The organism is Pantoea sp. Ap-870, assembly GCF_011752515.1.
GTDB lineage: Bacteria > Pseudomonadota > Gammaproteobacteria > Enterobacterales > Enterobacteriaceae > Pantoea > Pantoea dispersa.
Genome location: NZ_VWXG01000007.1, coordinates 30,469 through 43,732, shown reverse-complemented (window position 1 = coordinate 43,732; position 13,264 = coordinate 30,469). Strand labels below are relative to the sequence as shown.

At 59.2% G+C, this 13,264-nt stretch carries 15 protein-coding genes; 12 read left to right on the top strand and 3 right to left on the bottom strand.

Annotated elements, in window-relative coordinates; genetic code table 11:
- A complete protein-coding gene (locus F3J41_RS17030) occupies positions 1-981 on the bottom strand; it encodes a LacI family DNA-binding transcriptional regulator (protein ID WP_021507445.1) in 981 nt (326 codons plus the stop codon).
- A gap of 235 nt (positions 982-1,216) precedes the next feature.
- Between F3J41_RS17030 and tauA the strand changes: the two genes are divergently transcribed.
- Genes tauA through tauD form a run of 4 tightly spaced genes read left to right on the top strand, consistent with a single transcriptional unit; the run spans position 1,217 to position 4,638 of the window.
- On the top strand, positions 1,217-2,197 hold the full coding sequence (gene tauA, locus F3J41_RS17025; RefSeq protein ID WP_040679688.1) for a taurine ABC transporter substrate-binding protein: 981 nt from the start codon (positions 1,217-1,219) through the stop codon (positions 2,195-2,197).
- A 10-nt stretch (positions 2,198-2,207) separates the two neighbouring features.
- Positions 2,208-2,975, top strand: a complete 768-nt coding sequence (gene tauB / locus F3J41_RS17020) for a taurine ABC transporter ATP-binding subunit (RefSeq protein WP_021507447.1) — start codon at positions 2,208-2,210, stop codon at positions 2,973-2,975.
- Positions 2,972-3,802: a taurine ABC transporter permease TauC gene (tauC, locus tag F3J41_RS17015; RefSeq protein ID WP_166711851.1), complete on the top strand. Its 831-nt coding sequence runs from the start codon at positions 2,972-2,974 to the stop codon at positions 3,800-3,802. Before tauB ends, tauC begins: the two co-directional genes overlap by 4 nt.
- Positions 3,799-4,638: a taurine dioxygenase gene (gene tauD, locus F3J41_RS17010; RefSeq protein WP_021507449.1), complete on the top strand. Its 840-nt coding sequence runs from the start codon at positions 3,799-3,801 to the stop codon at positions 4,636-4,638. Before tauC ends, tauD begins: the two co-directional genes overlap by 4 nt.
- Positions 4,639-4,851: 213 nt before the next feature.
- Here the strand turns inward: tauD and F3J41_RS17005 are convergent, their stop codons facing one another.
- Positions 4,852-6,756 carry an ABC transporter ATP-binding protein gene (locus F3J41_RS17005; RefSeq protein ID WP_166711849.1) on the bottom strand — a complete coding sequence of 635 codons (1,905 nt, stop codon included), beginning with the start codon at positions 6,754-6,756 and terminating at the stop codon, positions 4,852-4,854.
- Between the two features lie 114 nt (positions 6,757-6,870).
- On the opposite strand from F3J41_RS17005, the gene kefG reads away from it, so the two are divergent.
- From kefG to slyD, 4 genes are all read left to right on the top strand, one after another.
- Positions 6,871-7,422, top strand: coding sequence for a glutathione-regulated potassium-efflux system ancillary protein KefG (kefG, locus tag F3J41_RS17000; RefSeq protein WP_021507451.1), 552 nt, complete (start codon positions 6,871-6,873; stop codon positions 7,420-7,422).
- On the top strand, positions 7,422-9,224 hold the full coding sequence (gene kefB, locus F3J41_RS16995; RefSeq protein ID WP_125309842.1) for a glutathione-regulated potassium-efflux system protein KefB: 1,803 nt from the start codon (positions 7,422-7,424) through the stop codon (positions 9,222-9,224). The genes kefG and kefB overlap by 1 nt, the downstream gene beginning before the upstream one ends.
- Before the next feature lie 44 nt (positions 9,225-9,268).
- Positions 9,269-9,463 (top strand): YheV family putative zinc ribbon protein, encoded by a 195-nt coding sequence (locus F3J41_RS16990; protein ID WP_021507453.1) that lies wholly within the window; start codon positions 9,269-9,271, stop codon positions 9,461-9,463.
- Between the two features lie 195 nt (positions 9,464-9,658).
- Positions 9,659-10,222: a peptidylprolyl isomerase gene (slyD, locus tag F3J41_RS16985; protein WP_021507454.1), complete on the top strand. Its 564-nt coding sequence runs from the start codon at positions 9,659-9,661 to the stop codon at positions 10,220-10,222.
- Between the two features lie 55 nt (positions 10,223-10,277).
- Here the strand turns inward: slyD and F3J41_RS16980 are convergent, their stop codons facing one another.
- Positions 10,278-10,496 carry a SlyX family protein gene (locus tag F3J41_RS16980; protein WP_010616434.1) on the bottom strand — a complete coding sequence of 73 codons (219 nt, stop codon included), beginning with the start codon at positions 10,494-10,496 and terminating at the stop codon, positions 10,278-10,280.
- A 280-nt stretch (positions 10,497-10,776) separates the two neighbouring features.
- Here F3J41_RS16980 and fkpA point away from each other — a divergent pair, with 280 nt between their 5' ends.
- From fkpA to tusC, 4 genes are all read left to right on the top strand, one after another.
- Positions 10,777-11,607 carry an FKBP-type peptidyl-prolyl cis-trans isomerase gene (gene fkpA / locus F3J41_RS16975; RefSeq protein ID WP_021507456.1) on the top strand — a complete coding sequence of 277 codons (831 nt, stop codon included), beginning with the start codon at positions 10,777-10,779 and terminating at the stop codon, positions 11,605-11,607.
- Between the two features lie 186 nt (positions 11,608-11,793).
- Positions 11,794-12,516 carry a transcriptional regulator gene (locus F3J41_RS16970; protein ID WP_104094141.1) on the top strand — a complete coding sequence of 241 codons (723 nt, stop codon included), beginning with the start codon at positions 11,794-11,796 and terminating at the stop codon, positions 12,514-12,516.
- Positions 12,516-12,902 (top strand): sulfurtransferase complex subunit TusD, encoded by a 387-nt coding sequence (gene tusD / locus F3J41_RS16965; protein ID WP_021507458.1) that lies wholly within the window; start codon positions 12,516-12,518, stop codon positions 12,900-12,902. Before F3J41_RS16970 ends, tusD begins: the two co-directional genes overlap by 1 nt.
- Complete coding sequence (tusC, locus tag F3J41_RS16960) at positions 12,902-13,261, top strand: sulfurtransferase complex subunit TusC (protein ID WP_021507459.1); 360 nt, start codon at positions 12,902-12,904, stop codon at positions 13,259-13,261. The genes tusD and tusC overlap by 1 nt, the downstream gene beginning before the upstream one ends.
- Positions 13,262-13,264: the final 3 nt, after the last annotated feature.

Genomic DNA, 13,264 nt, shown 5'->3' with positions numbered 1-13,264 from the left:
TCAGCTGGAGGCGCGCTCAATGCGCGTCCACGGCAGCACTTCATGCACCACTGCCGCCTGGCGCTGACGGATGCGCGCCAGCAGCAGCTGCACGCTGCGGGCACCCATCTGGTTCATCGGCTGGGCAATGGTGGTCAGCGGCGGGTTGATGCTGCTGGTGAACGGAATGCCGTCAAAGCCGACCACCGCCAGATCCTCCGGCACGCGCAGTCCGGCTTCCAGAGCAGCGTGAATCACACCAACCGCCAGCACGTCTGATACCGCAAACACCGCATCCGGCCGCTCTGGCTGCGTTAGCAGTTCGCGCAGCGCCGCGCTGCCCGCTTCGCAGGAGATGTCGCTGGCGTAAGCGACGCCGTGCCAGTCAAGCCCCAGCTGCGTGATGGCGTCGCGATAGCCGCTTTCGCGCTGGTGCGAATAGAGATAGCGCATATCACAGTTGACCAGCGCAATGCGCTGACGCCCTTTGCCGGCCAGATAATGCACCGTGTCATAGGCCGCCTGACGGTTATCGATGGTGACGCTGGAGGCGTTCACCGAGGGATCGTACTCCGCACACTGCACCCACGGCGCATCACCAATCAACTCTTTCAGTCCCTGCAGGCAGGCCGCGGCGTCCATGGTGATCACCCCATCTACCACTTTGCCGGCCAGCAGTGCCAGATAGGCGGTTTCGCGCCGCAGCTGTGACGCGGAATTACATAACAGGATGTGATAGCCGTGCGCTTCGGCCTCCGCCTCAATGCCCTGCACCACCCGGGAACAGAACGGATTGGTGATATCGGAAATCAGCACCAGCAACATGTTGCTTTGCGCGGTACGCAGCTGGCGCGCCAGCAGGTTGGGCTGGTATTCGCACACATTAATGGCGGCCAGCACCCGTTTACGCGTATCTGGTCGGACGCCAGGATGCTGGTTTAACACCCGTGAAACCGTGGCTTTCGACACGCCCGCGAGGCGCGCAACTTTCTCAATCGACATGGAGGCCAGTACCGCTGTAAAAGGGGGAAAAAATCAAGACGAGATCAATACCACAGTCGGCATGTGAGCGCCTGACATATTTATTCCGAACCAGCGGTTTTGTATTTGCACTTTTTGCATAGCGTTAACCGATGTTGATCTAAGAACCGATTTTTATTAGGGATAATTTTTAATTCCTTTATGAAATCATTGCTGCTGGCGACACTGCCGTCACGACTCAACATTGGGGTGCATGATGATGGCAGTAACCAAAACAATAAGCGCGGTAGCAGCCGCGTTAGCGCTGATGACCTTTCAGGCGCAGGCGGTCAATGTGACCGTGGCTTATCAGACGTCGGCGGAACCGGCCAAAGTGGCGCAGGCTGACAATACCTTTGCCAAAGAGAGCGGTGCCACGGTTGACTGGCGCAAATTCGACAGCGGCGCCAGCGTCCTGCGCGCGTTAGCCTCGGGCGATGTGCAAATTGGCAACATCGGTTCCAGCCCGCTGGCGGTGGCCGCCACGCAACAGCTGCCGATTGAAGCTTTCCTGCTGGCTTCACAGCTGGGCAATTCTGAAGCGCTGGTGGTGAAAAAAGGCATCAGCTCGCCCAAAGATTTGATCGGCAAACGCATTGCCGTTCCCTTCATCTCCACCACCCATTACAGCCTGCTGGCCGCGCTGAAACACTGGGGCATCAAACCCACCCAGGTGCAACTGGTCAATCTGCAGCCGCCGGCGATCATTGCTGCCTGGCAGCGCGGTGATATCGACGGCGCTTACGTCTGGGCACCCGCCGTCAATGAACTGGAGAAAGACGGCAAGGTGCTGACCGACTCGTCGCAGGTCGGGCAGTGGGGCTCACCGACGCTCGACGTCTGGGTGGTGCGCAAGGATTTTGCCCGGCAGCATCCTGAAGTGGTCACCGCTTTCGCCCGCAGCGCGATTGCCGCGCAGCAGGCCTATATCGCCAATCCGGAACAGTGGCTGCAGCAGCCGGATAACCTCAGCAAGCTGTCGCGCCTGAGCGGCGTGCCGGAAAGTGACGTTCCCGGACTGGTGAAAGGCAACACCTACCTGACGGCGCAGCAGCAGGTGGAACAGCTGGGCAAACCGGTCAACAAGGCGATTGTCGATACCGCACAGTTTCTGAAAGAGCAGGGCAAAGTGCCGGATGCCGCCAGTGACTACAGCAGCTTTGTCACCACGCGCTTTGTTGCCCCCTTAGCCAAATAACGGAGGCCTTATGCTCAGCATCACCCATCTCAACGCACGTTACGCCGGGCAACCGGCGCTGCAGGATATCAATCTGCAGCTGGCCAGCCGCGAATTGCTGGTGGTGCTGGGGCCGTCCGGCTGTGGCAAAACCACGCTGCTGAACTTGATCGCCGGTTTTCTGCCGCTGGAGTCCGGCAGTATCACGCTGGATGGCAAGCCGGTACGCGGACCGGGCGCAGAGCGCGGCGTGGTCTTTCAGAACGAAGGGCTACTGCCGTGGCGTAACGTCATCGATAACGTGGCGTTTGGCCTGCAGCTGGCGGGCATGGCAAAAGCTGAACGGCACGCTATCGCCCGCCGTCTGATCCGTAAGGTCGGGCTCGAGGGCGCAGAAAAGCGTTTTATCTGGCAGCTCTCTGGGGGTCAGCGTCAGCGTGTGGGGATTGCCCGTGCGCTGGCCGCTGATCCGCAGCTGCTGCTGTTAGATGAGCCGTTCGGTGCGCTGGATGCCTTCACGCGCGAGCAGATGCAGACGCTGCTGCTGACGTTATGGCGCGATACCGGCAAGCAGATTCTGCTGATCACCCATGACATCGAAGAAGCCGTCTTTCTCGCCAGCGAACTGGTGCTGCTGTCGCCGGGTCCGGGTCGCGTGGTGGAGCGGCTGAAGCTCGACTTTGGTCAGCGCTTCGCCGCGGGCGAGCCGTGCCGCAGCATCAAATCCGATCCGGCATTTATCGAACGACGTGAGTATGTCCTGAACCAGGTGTTCGCGCAGCGGGAGGCGTTTGTATGAGTGCCGTTATTGATGACAAGCGCCGGACGTCCCGCGTTCGTCGCCTGCGCTGGCCGTTTTCCCGCCAGCTGTCGCTGAGCCTGCTGAGCGTAGCCGTGCTGCTGCTGCTGTGGTGGGGCGTGACCGCGCTGGGGCTGATTGCGCCCTTGTTCCTGCCGCCACCACAGCAGATGCTGCATAAGCTGCTGGTTATTGCCGGTCCGCAGGGCTTTATGGATGCCACGCTATGGCAGCACCTTGGTGCAAGCCTGACGCGCATGCTGGTGGCGCTGTTCTTTGCCGCGCTGATCGGCATTCCGGTGGGCATTGCCATGGGGCTTAGCCCGGCGGTGCGCGGGCTGCTCGATCCGCTGATTGAACTCTATCGACCGGTACCGCCGCTGGCCTATTTGCCGCTGATGGTGATTTGGTTTGGCATTGGCGAAACCTCAAAGATTTTACTGATTTATCTGGCAATTTTCGCGCCGGTGACTTTATCCACCCTGGCCGGCGTGAAGAATACGCAGCAGGTGCGGATCCGTGCGGCTCAGGCGCTGGGGGCGACGCGCGGGCAGCTGCTGCGTTTTGTCATTCTGCCCGGAGCGTTGCCGGAGATTCTCACCGGCCTGCGCATCGGTCTTGGCGTGGGCTGGTCCACGCTGGTGGCGGCCGAACTGATTGCCGCGACGCGCGGACTGGGCTTTATGGTGCAGTCGGCTGGGGAGTTTCTCGCCACCGATGTGGTGCTGGCGGGCATCGCGGTGATCGCCCTGATTGCCTTTAGTTTAGAACTGGGTTTACGTGCGCTACAGCGCCGACTGACGCCCTGGAATGGAGAACAGCAATGAACGAACGAGTGAATTTTACCGCGCTGGGTCCGTATATCGGGGCGCAGGTCAGCGATGTCGACCTCAGCCGTCCGCTGAGTGACGCGCAGTTTGAGCAGCTTTACCATGGTCTGTTGCGTCACCAGGTGCTGTTTCTGCGCGATCAGCGCATTACGCCGGAGCAGCAGCGCGCGCTGGCGATCCGCTTCGGCGATCTGCACATTCATCCGGTTTATCCGCATGCCGAAGGCGTGGAAGAGATTATCGTGCTGGATACGCATCAGGATAATCCGCCGGACAACGATAACTGGCATACCGACGTCACCTTTATTCAGACGCCGCCGGCGATCGCTATTCTGGCCTCAAAGCTGCTGCCGGAGAGCGGTGGCGATACGCTGTGGACCAGCGGAATTGCCGCTTACGAGGCGCTGTCAGAGCCGTTCAAACAGCTGCTGAGTGGCCTGCAGGCGGAGCACGACTTTAAGAAATCGTTCCAGGAGTATAAGTACCGTAAGACGGAAGAGGAGCATCAGCGCTGGCAGCAGGCCGTGGCGAAGCATCCGCCGGTGCAGCATCCGGTGATCCGCACCCATCCGGTGAGCGGACGCAAGGCGCTGTTTGTTAATGAAGGTTTTACCACCAGGCTGCTGGGCGTAAGCGAGAAGGAGAGCGAGGCGCTGCTGGGCTATCTGTTTGCGCACGCCACCAAGCCGGAGTTTCAGGTGCGCTGGCGCTGGCAGCCGAATGACGTGGCAATCTGGGATAACCGCGTGACGCAGCATTATGCCAACGCGGATTATTATCCGGCGCGGCGCGTGATGCATCGCGCGACGGTGTTAGGGGATGTGCCGGTGTGATTTCGGAGCGTTGATTGCCCTCACCCCACCCCTCTCCCGCCAGCGGGAGAGGGGGGCCGACCGTGCGTAGCAGGTAAGGCGGATTAAGGTTTGTTCCCTCTCCTGTGGGAGGAGGCTGTTCCAGCGCGGGAGTAAGGTTTGTTCCCTCTCCCTATGGGAGAGGGTCAGGGTGAGGGCATCATCGCGCACCCTCTATGACATCATCGCGCTCCTTTACCCCGCGAGCATCTGCTCAAGCTGCTCCTGCGCCTCCAGCCACGCCATTTCGACCTCTTCCAGCGCCGATTTGCTCTCCGCCTGGCGCTGCAGGGCGGCGGTTAAATCGGCCTTACGGTTTTGCTCGTAAATGGCGCTGTCGGCCAGCTGTGCTTCGGCTTCGCTGAGCTGTGTCTGCCATTTGGCCATCTGCTTCTCCAGCTTTTCGATCTCTTTGCGCAGCGGCTGCGTCTGCGCACGCAGTTCGGCGTCGCGGCGCTTTTGATCTTTGCGGGACTGCGCGCTGTTGGCGTTGTCCTGCTTTGGCGCGGCATCCTGCTGCGTTTCCTGCTTCTGCAGGTCGCTCAGCCACTGCTGATAATCATCCAGATCGCCCTCGAACACATCCACTTTGCGGTCGTGCACCAGGTAAAGATCGTCGGTGGTCGAACGCAGAAGATGACGATCGTGCGACACCACCACCAGTGCGCCTTCAAAGTCGATCAGCGCTTCGGTCAGCGCCTGGCGCATATCCAAATCGAGGTGGTTGGTTGGTTCGTCGAGCAGCAGCAGATTCGGCCGCTGCCAGACGATCAGCGCCAGCACCAGTCGCGCTTTCTCGCCGCCGGAGAAACGCTCGGTGGCTTCGCTGACTTTATCGCCCTGGAAACCAAAGCCGCCCAGGTAGTCACGCAGCTGCTGCTCCAGCGTTTTCGGGGCGATGCGCGCCAGATGCTGCAGCGGCGACTCATCGGCGCGCAGATACTCAAGCTGATGCTGCGCGAAGTAACCCAGCTTGATCCCTTTCGCCAGACCCACTTTGCCCGCCAGCGGCTCCAGCTCGCCCGCCAGCAGTTTGATCAGCGTGGATTTACCGGCGCCGTTACGCCCCAGCAGGCCGATGCGCGAACCCGGCACCAGGTTGAGTTTGATGGCATCCAGAATCACCCGCTCACCGTAACCCGCCGAAACCTGCTCCATTTTCAGGATCGGGTTAGGCAGGCTTTCTGGCGCGCGGAAGCTGAAGCTGAACTGGTTATCGACGTGCGCCGGGGCAATCAGCTCCATACGCTCCAGCATCTTGATGCGGCTCTGCGCCTGTTTGGCTTTGGTGGCCTGCGCGCGGAAGCGATCGATGTACTTTTGCAGGTGCGTGACTTTTTCCTGCTGGCTCTGGTACAGCGCCTGCTGCTGCGCCAGTTTGGCTACGCGCTGACGCTCGAACGAGCTGTAGTTGCCGGTGTATTCGAACATCGTCTGCTGTTCGATATGGATGATTTTGTCCACCACCGGGTCGAGGAAGTCGCGGTCGTGCGAGATCAGGATCAGCGTGCCGGTATAGCTCTTCAGCCAGCGCTCCAGCCAAATCACCGCGTCGAGATCGAGGTGGTTGGTCGGTTCATCGAGCAGCAGCAGGTCGGAACGGCATACCAGCGCCTGAGCAAGGTTGAGACGCATGCGCCAGCCGCCGGAGAAATCGCTCACCGGCCGCATTAATTGTTCCTGGCTGAAGCCCAATCCGTGCAGCAGACTGGCGGCGCGCGCGTGTATGCTCCACGCCTGAATAGCGTCCAGCTTACCGTGCAGCAGCGCGATAGCGTTGCCATCGTCGCGCGCATTGGCCGCCGCTAATTCGGATTCGAGCTGACGATATTCGCGGTCGCCGTCGATAACATATTCCAGCGCGGCTTTACTCAGCGCCGGGGTTTCCTGGTTGACCCATGCCAGCGCCCAGTTGCCGGGAAAGGTCACGGTGCCGGCATCGCTGCTGATTTCACCCTTCAGCAGGGACAGCAGCGTGGATTTACCGCAGCCGTTTTTACCCACCAGGCCGACTTTTTGCCCCGGGTTAATGGTGGCCGTTGCGTTATCCAGCAGCACATTAGTGCCGCGACGGATTTGTAATGCGGAAAAGACAATCATAAGCGCCGTATCGTCAGAATATGTTAATTTATCGGCAACATAATTCGATAATGTTTGTTGCGTCGAGCATGGTAGCGGAATTCCGCCGCGGTGACGACGCTTTGGAGGGGAACGATGTCGCAGCCGCCCAAAATATTGCTGCTTTACGCCCATCCGGAATCACAGGATTCGATTGCTAATCGGGTTTTGCTGCAGTCGGCTATGGAACTGGACCACGTCACGGTGCACGATTTATACGCCCACTATCCGGATTTCTTTATTGATATTCATTACGAGCAGCAACTGCTGCGCGACCATCAAATCGTGGTGTTTCAGCATCCACTTTATACCTATAGCTGTCCGGCACTGCTGAAAGAGTGGCTGGATCGCGTACTGTCGCGCGGCTTTGCCAGCGGTCAGGACGGTAATGCGCTGGAAGGTAAATACTGGCGCAGCGTGGTAACCACCGGTGAGCCGGAGACGGCGTATCACCACAGCGGCCTCAATCGCTACCCGATGAGCGACATTATGCGACCGTTTGAGCTGACGGCGCAGATGTGTCGCATGCACTGGCTGACGCCGATGGTGATTTACTGGGCGCGTCGTCAGACACCCGAGGTGCTGCGCAACTTTGCGCGCGCCTATGGCGACTGGCTGGCGTCACCGCTGCCGAACGGAGGAGTGTGATGCAAGGCGAAACGTTACTCACCGCTGGCGTGATTTATCTGGTGGCGGCGGTGCTGGTGGTGCCGATTGCCGCCCGGATCGGCATTGGTGCGGTGCTGGGCTATCTGCTGGCCGGTATCGCCATCGGCCCGTGGGGGCTGGGCTTCATCAGTGATGTGGACGAGATTCTGCACTTCTCGGAGCTTGGCGTGGTGTTCCTGATGTTCATCATCGGACTGGAGCTGAACCCGGCCAAGCTGTGGGCGCTGCGGCGCTCTATTTTTGGCGTCGGTGCCGCTCAGGTGCTGGTATCGGCAGCGATTCTCGGCGTGCTGCTGTGGCTGACCGACTTCAGCTGGCAGGCCGCGGTGATTGGCGGTATTGGCCTGGCGATGTCCTCGACCGCCATGGCGCTGCAGCTGATGCGCGACAAAGGCATGAACCGCAGCGAAGCGGGCCAGCTGGGCTTCTCGGTGCTGCTGTTCCAGGACCTGGCGGTGATTCCGGCGCTGGCGCTGGTGCCGCTGCTGGCCGGCAGCGACAGTGGCCATGTCGACTGGCTCAAGGTGGGCATGAAGGTGCTGGCATTCGCCGGTATGCTGGTGGGCGGACGCTATCTGCTGCGACCGATTTTCCGTTTCATCGCCGCGTCCGGCGTGCGGGAAGTGTTTACCGCCGCCTCGCTGCTGCTGGTACTCGGTTCGGCGCTGTTTATGGATGCGCTGGGCCTGTCGATGGCGCTGGGGACGTTCATCGCCGGTATTCTGCTGGCAGAGAGTGAGTATCGCCACGAACTGGAAGTCGCCATTGAACCGTTTAAAGGGCTGCTGCTCGGGCTGTTCTTTATTTCGGTGGGCATGGCGCTCAACCTCGGCGTGCTTTATACCCACATCCTCGAAATTCTGATCGGCGTGGTGCTGCTGGTGGCGGTGAAAACGCTGGTGCTCTACGTGCTGGCGCGCATTTATGGTCTGCGCAGTTCGGAGCGTCTGCAGTTTGCCGGCGTGCTGAGTCAGGGCGGTGAATTCGCCTTCGTGCTGTTTTCGGCGGCGTCGTCGGCAAAACTGTTCAGCGGCGATCAGCTGCCGCTGCTGCTGGTCACGGTGACGCTGTCGATGATGACCACGCCGCTGCTGATGCAGGGCGTGGATAAGATTCTGGCGCGCCGCTTCAACGAACCGGAAGAGGACGGTGAAAAGCCGTTTGTCGAGGACGATCAGCCCCAGGTGATTGTGGTGGGCTTTGGCCGTTTTGGTCAGGTGGTCGGGCGTTTGCTGATGGCCAACAACAAGCGCATCACCGTGCTGGAGCGCGATATCTCGGCGGTCAGCCTGATGCGCAAATATGGCTACAAGGTTTACTATGGCGATGCCACTGAGCTCGAGCTGCTGCGTGCCGCCGGGGCGGAGAATGCGCAGTCGATCGTCATCACCTGTAACGATCCGGAAGATTCGATGACCATCGTGCACTTGTGCCAGCAGCACTTCCCGCAGCTGGAGATTCTGGCGCGGGCGCGCGGTCGTGTCGAGGCGCATGAGCTGCTGCAGGCGGGCGTCACGCTGTTCTCGCGTGAAACCTTCTCCAGCGCGCTGGAGTTAGGCCGCAAAGCGCTGATATCGCTGGGCATGCATCCGCATCAGGCGCAGCGCGCGCAGCAGCACTTCCGCCGGCTGGATATGCGCATGCTGCGTGAACTGGTGCCGAGCCACGACGACAGCGTGCAGGTTTCACGCGTGCGTGAGGCGCGACGCGAGCTGGAGGACATTTTCCAGCGTGAAATGCAGCATGAAAAACGGCAGTTTGACGGCTGGGATGATGAGTAGGGCTACACTTAACGTATCCGTTCTGATAACGGGCAGGAAAGACTATGCGTAAACGTTTTATTGCCGGTGCGGTCTGTCCGCACTGTCAGGAGAAAGACACGCTGGCGATGTGGCGTGAAAACAATGTCGATGTGGTGGAGTGCGTGAAGTGCGGCCACCAGATGCGTGAGGCGGACAAGCAGGCGCGCGATCAGGTTCGCAGCACTGAGCAAGTGATTGGCATTTTTCATCCGGAGTAGCGCGATGGCGCAGCTTTTTTTAAGCTTAGCCTTACAGCGGTATTGAATTCCGCTACAATCGGCGCCATTAACGCTGAGCAGTATGGTCCAACAGCGCTGTTGGCATCCTCAGTACTGAACCTTTCTGGTTGGTTATTGCACGCGAGAATAGACCAATGAGACGGGATTCTTTGTTCTCAACGGTTAGGAGATATCATGAAAGTAGCAAAAGACCTGGTGGTGAGCCTGGCGTATCAGGTTCGTACCGAAGACGGTGTGTTGGTTGACGAGTCACCGGTGAGTGCGCCGTTGGATTATCTGCACGGTCATGGTTCCCTGATTTCTGGTCTGGAAAAAGCGCTGGAAAATCACGCGGTCGGCGACAAGTTTGACGTGCATATCCCGGCAAACGATGCGTACGGCCAGTACGATGACAACCTGGTGCAGCGTGTACCAAAAGACGTGTTCATGGGCGTTGACGAGCTGCAGGTTGGCATGCGCTTCCTGGCAGAAACCGACCAGGGCCCGGTGCCGGTCGAGATCACCGAAGTGGAAGATGAGCACGTGGTGGTTGACGGTAACCACATGCTGGCGGGTCAGAACCTGAACTTCAATGTGGAAGTGGTTGCTATCCGTGAAGCCACGGAAGAAGAGATCGCTCACGGCCACGTTCATGGCGCTGACGGCCATCATCATGACCACGACCACGACCATGGTCACGATCATGAGCACGGTCACGGCGGCTGCGGCGGCCACGGTGGTTGCGGCTGCAACCACTAAGCGTAAAAAGGCCACCTGCGGGTGGCCTTTTTATTGGGCAGCAAAGCACGCGATATTAATAGTGCGGCGGCGGGGTCTCTTCCGCTTGCGAAGCGACCATGGACGGGGCGGCGGCCTTCACTTTATCCACCAGCAGACGCACCTGCTCACGCAGTTTACTCATTTCCAGCTCGTGCTGAACCACCGTCTGATTGAGCTGCTCAATGGTATGTTCCTGGAAAGCCAGCTTGCTCTCCAGCGCCTCAAGGCGTTGATCCCATTCTGGTTGTTGCATCATCACTCCTCCTGTCACGGTGCTGCGCGTTGATCTTGTCGGGCGTGATTCTACGGTCTTTCGTGTCAGAATCACCTGATATTTCACCTTCGGTCTGGCGTATGCATTGAATTCCCGCGTTGCGCCTATATCTCTGATGAAACTTCCTGAAGCAAAAAAGGTCGGAGGTTGACCGGGTAATTACACTGTGGGAGTGTTCGCCACTGCCACGTAAAGTTATAGTGTGGGCCACTGTCCGCAATGATTCCCGAGGTTTTGAAGCTTCGGTTTTGGAGAAAGGATGAAATCACTGTTTAAAGTCACATTGTTAGCTACCACCATGGCCGTCGCGCTGAATGCACCGCTGGCAATGGCAGCAGAAACCACTGCGGCACCGGCTGACGCAGCGCAGGCTGCGCCACAGGCGCCGAAAAATGCTGCCTTCAAAAACGAAGACCAGCAGTCAGCCTATGCGCTAGGCGCCTCCCTGGGTCGCTACATGGACAACTCTCTGAAGGAGCAGGAGAAACTGGGTATCAAACTGGACAAAGACCAGCTGATTGCCGGTGTTCAGGATGCGTTTGGCGGCAAGAGCAAGCTGTCTGACGAAGAGATTGAGCAGACGCTGCAGGCGTTTGAAGGCCGCGTGAAAGGGGCCGCTCAGGCGAAGATGGAAAAAGACGCGAAAGAGAATGCCGACAAAGGCACCGCTTACGCAGACAAGTTCGCCAAAGAGAAGGGCGTGAAGAAAACCGAATCTGGCCTGCTGTATCAGGTAGAGAAAGAGGGCAGCGGTGAAACCCCGAAAGACAGCGATACCGTGGTGGTTAACTACAAAGGTACGCTGATTGACGGCACCGAGTTCGACAACTCTTACACGCGCGGCGAGCCGCTGTCGTTCCGTCTGGACGGCGTAATCCCGGGCTGGACCGAAGGTCTGAAGCACGTGAAGAAAGGCGGTAAGATCAAGCTGGTGATCCCACCGAACCTGGCTTACGGCAAAAACGGCGTGCCGGGTATTCCGGCCAACTCAACGCTGGTGTTCGATGTTGAGCTGCTCGACATCAAGCCGGCGCCGAAAGCCGATGAGAAAGCGCAGGCTCCGGCCGCTGCTGACAAGAAAGCGCAGTAAGCTGACTTGCACCGCCGCCTTCGGGCGGTGGTTTTGTTTTCGCTCATCCTGAATTTGCGGCGCGATGAGTAAAGGTCTGGCTAAAAACGGCGACATTTGCCAGACTAGCGCCTGCACAATGATCATAAGATGAGTCTGCCCCAATGCTGTCGAGACAGGCTCCAGCCATTTAGGGTAATGTCTTCGATGTCTAATCCATTCAATCCCGGCGAACTGACTGACTTCGATTTACTGGAGCAGCGTCCGTTCGAACAAGCAGACTACGATATTCTTAAATCCTACGAAGCGGTGGTCGACGGTCTGGCGATGCTGATTGGCTCGCACTGCGAAATCGTGCTGCACTCTCTGGAAGATCTTAAATGCTCCGCCGTGCGTATCGCCAACGGCGAACATACCGGCCGCAAAGTGGGTTCCCCGATTACCGATCTGGCGCTGCGCATGCTGCATGATATGCACGGCGCGGAGAGCAATGTGTCGCGCGCCTACTTCACCCGGGCCAAAAGTGGCGTGCTGATGAAGTCGGTAACCATTGCGATTCGTAACCGGCAGCAGCGGGTGATTGGCCTGCTGTGCATCAATATGAACCTGGACGTACCGTTTTCGCAGATTATGTCGACTTTCATGCCGCCGGAGACGCAGCAGGTGGATTCCAACGTCAACTTTGCCAGCTCGGTAGAGGATCTGGTCACCCAGACGCTGGAGTTCACTATTGAAGAGGTGAGCGCCGACCGCAACGTGTCGAATAACGCCAAGAATCGCCAGATAGTCCTCAATCTGTACGAGAAGGGCATTTTCGATATTAAGGACGCCATTAACCAGGTGGCCGATCGCCTCAATATTTCTAAGCACACCGTGTATCTGTATATCCGCCAGTTTAAGAGTGGCGATCTGCAGGGGCAGGAACGCTAATGCGCTACACGCTGCTGGTCACCGGGCCGGCTTACGGCACACAGCACGCCAGTAGCGCGCTGCTGTTTGCCCGTGCGCTGCTGGCACAGGGACATCAGCTGGAAAGCGTGTTCTTTTACCGCGAGGGAGTGCTGAATGCTAACCAGCTCAGCGCGCCGGCCAGCGATGAAGTGGACATGGTGCGCGCCTGGCAGCAGTTGCGCGACGACAGTGGCGCGGCGCTGAATATCTGTGTGGCAGCCGCGTTGCGGCGCGGCGTGACCGATGCGCAGGAGGCGGCGCGCCTGCAGCTGGCGGGCAGCAATCTGCAGCCCGGATTTACCCTTAGCGGCCTGGGCGCGCTGGCGGAAGCCGCGCTGAGCTGCGATCGCCTGGTGCAGTTCTGATGAACCGCGTGGCGTTTCTGTTTACACAGGCTCCGCACGGCAGCAGTGCTGGCCGGGAAGGGCTGGATGCCGTGCTGGCGACCGGCGCGCTGAGCGAGGATATCGGCCTGTTCTTTATTGGCGACGGCGTACTGCAGCTCAATCGCGATCAGCAGCCGGCGCAGATTCTGGCGCGTGACTATATTGCGACCTTTGGCGTGCTGGCACTATACGACATCGATCGCTGCTATATCTGTCAGGCGTCACTGCTGGCACGTGGCCAGAGTCTCACGGCAGCGCGCGTGCTGGATGCGCAGCTGCTGGAACCTGCCGCGCTGCGCCAGACGCTGGCAACTTATGACCGTATCCTCCGTTTCTGAGAA